Here is a 6,883-nt window from a genome sequence, read left to right as displayed (position 1 = left end):
GAAATGACCACGCATTGACCAGCACAATGCTCGATGTGCTTCCGAGTAAAAATACGCGTCGGCTCAACGGTTTTACTGGCGGAGACTGCAATGGCGAGGTGGACATTATGTTCATAAGGAGTGGCTCGATCTGTGATGGCGAAGCGACGACGACGCATCAAACCTGACCAAGGAGCTGGCAAGCCGCTCGACGAAAAGCTGCACTACGCCCGCGACGAGGCCGTAAACCACATCAAGAAGACCAACTCTCGCGCCGTGCCTCCCGGGCAGCGCTGCGATTGCCGTCGTCATCGGCCTCGCCAAAACTGGAATCCAGCTCCGAAACTTGCCACTCAGACGAAAGCGGACACCATTGATACACGGATCAGAATAGATGTCCAATCATTCAGTCCTTTTGGCGTAGGGCCAGCTCGGGCTGCGATAGTAGGGCTTTGGATGTCAGGACGTTCGAAATGGTCTGCGGGGACACTCCAACCGTTCGCGCGATTGCGCGCTTCGAAAGCTCGCCTACCTTCGCAAGCTCGAGGATCTGACGCTGCTTCGAAGCTGAGAGGGCAGGGCGGCCGGTGTGCTTTCCCTGGGCCTTCGCCCGCGCCATTCCTGCCCTAACACGGTCAGCGATCAGGGAGCGCTCGAACTCGGCGAGCGACGCCATGATGCCAAAGAGAAGACGCCCTTGCGGTGTCGTCGTGTCGGCGCCTTCGCTATAGGAGATGAACTCGATCCCGATGCTCTCGAACTCCGCGAGCGCATTGACCAGCTCGCGGAGCGAGCGGGCGAACCGATCGTAGCGCCACACCACCAGCACATCGAACTCTCGCCTGCGCGCAGCCTTGAACATCGCGTGGAAGGCCGATCGGTCATTCTTCGCGCCCGACGCCTGGTCGACATACTCCTGATGCACGACAAAGCCACGCCGCTCGACGTACTCGCGCAGCTGGCGGAGTTGGGTTTCGGGGTCTTGACCTCGATCTGTGGTCGAAACTCGGGCATAGATGGCTGTGCGGCGCATGGGTTATCCATGCCCGTGGAAAGCCGCGCTGTCCAGAAAGGATTTCCTTTTTAGACAGCAAACTCCGTGCCGGGATGGCTTGATTTGCAAAGGGCAGGTGAACCGAGAATGGGGAACCCTTTATGGACACGTGATGCCGAGTTGGCGCTGCCGGACCTGGAAGCGAACCGTTCGGGAAATCTTCATGAGCGTGGAGCGTGATTCACCAGATGGCGCTTGTTGACGATCTGCTCAATGACATTGCCGATGCCGAGCTGCGTGCACGCCTGCAAGAGCAGGTCGCAACCCTGCGCAAGGAGAAAAAGTTCGGTCTGGTCTTCGAGCAGCATCACCCCGAAATGCTGTGCATCAACGATGCGCGCATTCACCGGGGCGTACGCGTGGCCCACCGGGACGGCGCCATTGAGCAGACCTATATCGTCGACTCCATGCGCGCCACTGCGGCGACGTGCCGTCCGGAGGGCGGCGGCGAAAACATTGCTATTCCTCTCGACGAGCTGACCGTCGTCAAGAAGTTTGGCGAGCCCGTCTTTCCCGTAATCGTGCCGGTCGATCACGTTGCCCGCGGCGGCAGTGCACCGCATCACGTTCTGATCGAAGCCGACAACTATCACGCCCTACAACTCCTCGAATGGCTTTATGCAGGCCGCGTGGACTGTATTTACATTGACCCGCCATACAATACGGGTGCCCGCGATTGGAGATACAATAACGATTACGTTGACCTTGCGGATAGCTGGCGCCACAGCAAATGGCTCGCCTTTATGCAGCGCCGCCTGCAGATTGCGCGACGGCTTCTCAAGCCCGATGGCGTACTGATCGTCACGATCGACGAGCACGAGGTGCACCATCTCGGGATGCTTCTCGAGGACACGATGCGCGGTTACCTCCAGGAGATGGTGACCGTCGTCATCAACCCGAAAGGCACGGGGAAACTCAACTTTGCCCGTGTCAACGAGCACGCCATCTATTGCATACCCGATCTTGGCTTCAGCGTGATCGCAGGCGCCCCGACACGGGCTGGCCAACTCGCCGACGCCGCCGGCGAGGAGACCGAGGACGGGAACGACGCCGATGGCGAGGACGCAGGCGAGGAAGAAGAGGCGGCCACGCCGGATGATTTAGAAGTCGCGGCCGAGGCCGGCTTGCCATTTCCGGCGGAAGAAGCCTCGCTTTGGGAGCTACGTCATGCCCGCCGCCGTGGCGGCGAGTCCAGCTACAGGCATCAACGCTGGCGCTCGTTTTATCCGCTCTGGATCGACCCGGAACGGCGGGTTGTCGTGCGCGCCGGCGAGAGCCTTCCGCTGGACCAGGAACCGTACTTCGAGCCGCAGGATGGCGTGGTCCCGCTCTGGCCAATCGACGCCGAGGGTAATCACCGCTGCTGGCGATACGTGCCGAAAAGCATGAATGATGTCATTGACGAGGGCCGCGTCGTACTTGGTCGGTACAACGCTGCACAAAGGAGTTGGACCGTCAATTTGTGGGTGCGGAAGGCCGCAAGCCGCAAGCTGAAGACGGTCTGGTGGGACCCGGCCCATGATGCCGGCACTCACGGCACGTCGCTGATTAACAGGATTCTCGGACGGCGTGATGCCTTTCCCTTTCCGAAATCGGTCTACGCTGTGCGCGATGCAATCGCTGCCGTGGTGCGCAACCGGCCGAATGCGATTGTCCTCGATTTCTTCGCCGGCAGCGGCACGACGCTTCATGGCCTCGCAATGATGAACGCGGCAGACGGCGGCAGACGGCAGTGTATCCTTGTGACCAACAATGAGGTCTCGGAGCGAAATGCTCAGTCCTTGCGCGAGGTCGGCGTCACGCCGGGGAGTCCCGAATGGGAGCGTGAAGGCATTTGCCAGGCTGTCACATGGCCGCGCTGCAAGGCGGCCATCGAAGGCAAGCGGCCTGACGGAAAACCCATTGATGGCGAATGGTCGACGGATGCCATCATCCGCACAGAAGTGCCGCGGACTGTCCGCGCCCTGTCTTTTGCCTCGCCAGAGCTTTTGAAAACCAAGGCGGCGCGCAAGGCGCTCGCCTCGGCACTCGGCATCGGCCAGAACGCGCTGGCCGATGCCGGCACCTGGTACATCGCACCGGCCGATGCCCGTGACCGGCCAAAGGATCAGGCGGTTCTTTTCGAAACCGACGCGCTTGACGCCTTTACCAGCGCGTTGCTCGCAGACGGCGCTCACATCAGGACTATTCATCTCTTGATGCCCGAGAACAGCACCTTCCGGCGCGCCCGCGACCAGTTGCGCAGTACACTGCCGCCTCTTGTCAAACTCGCAGATCAAACCGTGCCGTTCAGCGAGGGCCTCACGGCCAACCTCGACTATTTCCGCCTCGGTTTTATCGACCCGGATGCCCTCGAAATGGGCGGGCGGTTCAGCGATCTCCTTCCGGCGTTGTGGATGATGGCCGGGGCGCGCGGCGCCGTGCCGGTAGCCACAGGCTCAGAAAGCTATCTCTTCCCGGAAGGAAGCGCATTTGCCGTTTTACTTCGCGAGGCAGCTTTCCCTGAATTCAACGACAAGCTGGCAAAAGCCCAGGGCGTTGAATGGGTTTTTATTATCACCGACTCCCGCGAAGCCTTTGTCGAGATAAGCGAGCAGCTCGCAACCCACATTTCGCCACGTCAGCGCGTGCATCTCTATCGAAATTATATCGACAACTTCCAGATTAATGGCGGCGGGGGGCAGTCATGAACCTTGAGCTGAAGGAGTTTCAGCGGGACGCTGTTGCCCGGCTGTTTGAAGATGTCGCGTCGGCAAAATACGAGATCGACCGCACCGGCCGGACCAGGCCCCAGGCCTTGTTGCTGTCCGCACCGACCGCCTCCGGTAAGACAGTGATGGTGGCTTCCCTGATCGAGAAGATCCTCGGCGGCGACGGCGGACTTCCCGATGAGATCCAGTTCGAACCCGAGCCTGATGCCGTTTTCCTCTGGCTGTCCGATCAACCTGAACTGAACCGGCAGTCCCGGGCCCGCCTGCTGTCCGCCAGCAACCGCCTCCGCGCACACGACCTGCTCCTGATCGGCAACGATTTCGACGCCGAGAGTTTCGACGGCGGCAAAGTCTTCTTCCTGAATTCCCAGAAAGTCGGCCGCGACAAACTGCTGACCAGGCGTAGCGACCGCCGCCACTGGACGATTTGGGAAACGATCGCCAACACCCAGACCCGGCTGCCCTCCAAATTCTATGTCATTATCGACGAAGCGCACCGCGGCATGAACGTGCCGACCAACGAACGCGAACAGGCAAACTCGATCGTCCAGAAATTCATCATCGGGAGCCCGGAAGACGGTCTTCCCCTGATGAACCTGGTCTTCGGTCTTTCGGCGACGCCTGAGCGGTTCCAGGGTTTTTTGCGGGGCACTGGCCGGACCGTCCGATCCTGCGATATCGACCCGGCCGATGTCCGCCAGTCGGGGCTCATCAAGGATCGGATCGTTCTTCACCCGCAAGCGGCGCAGCCGAGCCCCTGGACCCTCCTCGCCGAGGCCTGCAGCCGGTACGGTGATATGGTCGACGCGTGGGCCGCGCATGCTTCAGCCAACGGAACGGAACTCATCCGTCCCGCTATGATTGTCCAGATCGAAGACGGTATCGGGAATGCGGTCAGCCGGACGCCCCTTGGCCCGCTTCTTGAAACGCTGGGTGAAAATATACCCGATCTTCGCCCTGAGCAGGTCGTGCATTGCCTTCAGGCCGAGGCGGCACTCACCGTCGGAGAATGGCACATCCGGCACGCAGAACCGTCGACCATTGCCCGCAACGAAACGATCCGTGTCGTTCTGTTTAAGCTCGCGCTGACGACGGGCTGGGACTGTCCCCGCGCTGAAGTCATGGTCTCCTTTCGCGCCGCGCAAGATACGACCGCCATCGCCCAGCTTGTCGGCCGTATGGTCCGCACGCCGCTGGCGACCCGGGCACACGGCAATGAGCTGCTCAACGAGGTTTATCTCTTCCTCCCGCGCTACGATGAGGCGGCGGTCAACACGATTGTTGAACGCCTGACCGCTGATCGGGAGAGCGTGCCGAGCGCCGACATCACGACAGCAAGTCGCGCCGCCAGCTTTTCTATGCGCGAAGAATTCCAGCCGCTCCTGGAGCACATGCGCAGCCTGCCGAGTTACACCCTGACGGCCCGGCGCCGAGCCACCAGCCTGCGCCGCGCGGTCAAACTCGGCCGCTATCTTATGCAGGACCGGATCGCACCCGAAGCCCAGGACGAACTGATTACCGGTCTTGTGCGTGCCATGAACAGCCATCTGTCCGCACGGCTCGAGTCGGACAACGCCTTTGACGAAAGGCTTCGCTCCCTCGAAACCATCACCTACAGCTCGCTCATCCTTCATGCCGGCGAAGTGCGCGTTGAACGCGGCGCCCCCCGCACCGTCCAGGTGACGGCACGCGACGTCGCCACCCTTTTCTCCAAAGCGAAAGGCGCGCTGACCGACGAAGTTGCAATGGCGTTCTGGCGTCAGCGATTCAGTGAGGACGATCCTTTCCGCGCGAAAATCGAAGCCTATGAACTCGCCCTTGATGAAAGCCTGATCCGCGCACTCGAGCACGAAGCGGACCGGTGGCTGCACGACCTTTTTCAGCAGTATCGGCCGGCAATCGCCCGCCTCGGGCCCGACCGCCGGGCAGCGTATAATGCGTTGCACGCGGTGGCGCGCCATGAAGAGGCCGGCTTCCTGGATATACCGCAGGTCATCACGGCGGACGTCCCGCCCGATGCAGCGGCACTGCCGGGTCATATGTTTGTTGACGACAATGGAGAATTTCGCGCGAAGCTTAACGGCTGGGAAGTGCCTGTTCTCGCCGAGGAGCGAGCGCACCCGGACTTCCTCACATGGCTCCGAAACTTCGATCGCAAGTCGTGGGCGCTCGCGTTTCCCTACACCTACCTGGGCCAGCGGAGACCCGGTTATCCCGACTTCATCGTTATACGTGGTACCGTTGAGGAACCCGTCTTCGATCTACTGGAGCCACATCGGGGCGAGGACAGCGTTGCCAAGGCAAAAGGCCTAGCGGAGTTTGCCGACCAGCACGGCGCAAGTTTCGGCCGAATCGAGCTGATACGGCTGGAAGGCGAGAATATCCGGCGCCTTGATCTGAACGATCACCGCATCCGCACGGCGGTTCTGCCAATCGAGAGTCAGGATGAATTGATCCGTCTCTTCGATCGCCAGAATTAACTGCGTCACCGAAGCTAAACTGTAATACATTATCACCGCGTCCGCGTTCGCTCGATAGGGTGCAATTCTGAAAAATTCGCACAATGAATATAAAACGTTTTTGGCTAAACTATCGTGTCCACTCCTGCGCTTGATGAAGCACGACGAGAATTTCGATCTGATCATCGGCGAGGCGGTAGACGATACGGCAGGGAGGACGCCGAACCACGAGTTCGCGTGTTCCAGGAACGACGCCCTCACGTCCTCGCTGTGGGAAGACAGGGATCTCTTGTTCGATGAGGAGGCGCAGCTGGGAGCCGAGCGTGCGCGCCACACGCTTCCCATACAGAGCCGCCGTGTACTCGGCGATCATCGCGAGCTGCGCCACGGCTTCTTTCGTGTAGCGAACCCTCATACACCGAAGCGGGCAAATACCTTCCGTACCTCATCTTCAGTTGCAAACTCACCGGCATCCGCCTGGCGCAGGCCCTCCTTGATCCGCTCGATCTGCCACTGCTCGAAAGCGAGATATTGATCGAGCGCCGCAGTGATGACTGCGCTGCGGTCGACCTTCCGCGCCGTCGCGAGCTTGTCGAGCTTCCGGCGCTTCGCCGGCGCGATCCGCACTGTGAGCGTCTCCTTCACTGGTTTTTTCTTGGTTTTCATATGGGAAAATCATA

5 protein-coding genes are annotated in these 6,883 nt (G+C 60.5%); 2 read left to right on the top strand and 3 right to left on the bottom strand.

The genetic code is table 11. The features are described from left to right. Window positions 1-385 precede the first annotated feature (385 nt). Window positions 386-1,012, bottom strand: a complete 627-nt coding sequence (locus tag ACEW8G_RS05640) for a recombinase family protein (protein WP_373487464.1) — start codon at window positions 1,010-1,012, stop codon at window positions 386-388. Between the two features lie 197 nt (window positions 1,013-1,209). On the opposite strand from ACEW8G_RS05640, the gene ACEW8G_RS05635 reads away from it, so the two are divergent. Both ACEW8G_RS05635 and ACEW8G_RS05630 read left to right on the top strand, forming a co-directional pair. Then, window positions 1,210-3,723: a site-specific DNA-methyltransferase gene (locus ACEW8G_RS05635; protein WP_373487463.1), complete on the top strand. Its 2,514-nt coding sequence runs from the start codon at window positions 1,210-1,212 to the stop codon at window positions 3,721-3,723. Then, a complete protein-coding gene (locus tag ACEW8G_RS05630) occupies window positions 3,720-6,224 on the top strand; it encodes a DEAD/DEAH box helicase (RefSeq protein WP_373487462.1) in 2,505 nt (834 codons plus the stop codon). Before ACEW8G_RS05635 ends, ACEW8G_RS05630 begins: the two co-directional genes overlap by 4 nt. Window positions 6,225-6,333: 109 nt before the next feature. Here the strand turns inward: ACEW8G_RS05630 and ACEW8G_RS05625 are convergent, their stop codons facing one another. After that, window positions 6,334-6,618, bottom strand: a complete 285-nt coding sequence (locus tag ACEW8G_RS05625) for a type II toxin-antitoxin system RelE/ParE family toxin (protein ID WP_373487461.1) — start codon at window positions 6,616-6,618, stop codon at window positions 6,334-6,336. Beyond that, window positions 6,615-6,869 (bottom strand): CopG family ribbon-helix-helix protein, encoded by a 255-nt coding sequence (locus ACEW8G_RS05620; protein WP_373487460.1) that lies wholly within the window; start codon window positions 6,867-6,869, stop codon window positions 6,615-6,617. Before ACEW8G_RS05620 ends, ACEW8G_RS05625 begins: the two co-directional genes overlap by 4 nt. Window positions 6,870-6,883: the final 14 nt, after the last annotated feature.

The organism is Blastomonas sp. (assembly GCF_041747255.1).
In the GTDB taxonomy this organism is placed as follows: domain Bacteria; phylum Pseudomonadota; class Alphaproteobacteria; order Sphingomonadales; family Sphingomonadaceae; genus Blastomonas.
This window is presented reverse-complemented; position numbering and strand designations above follow the sequence as displayed.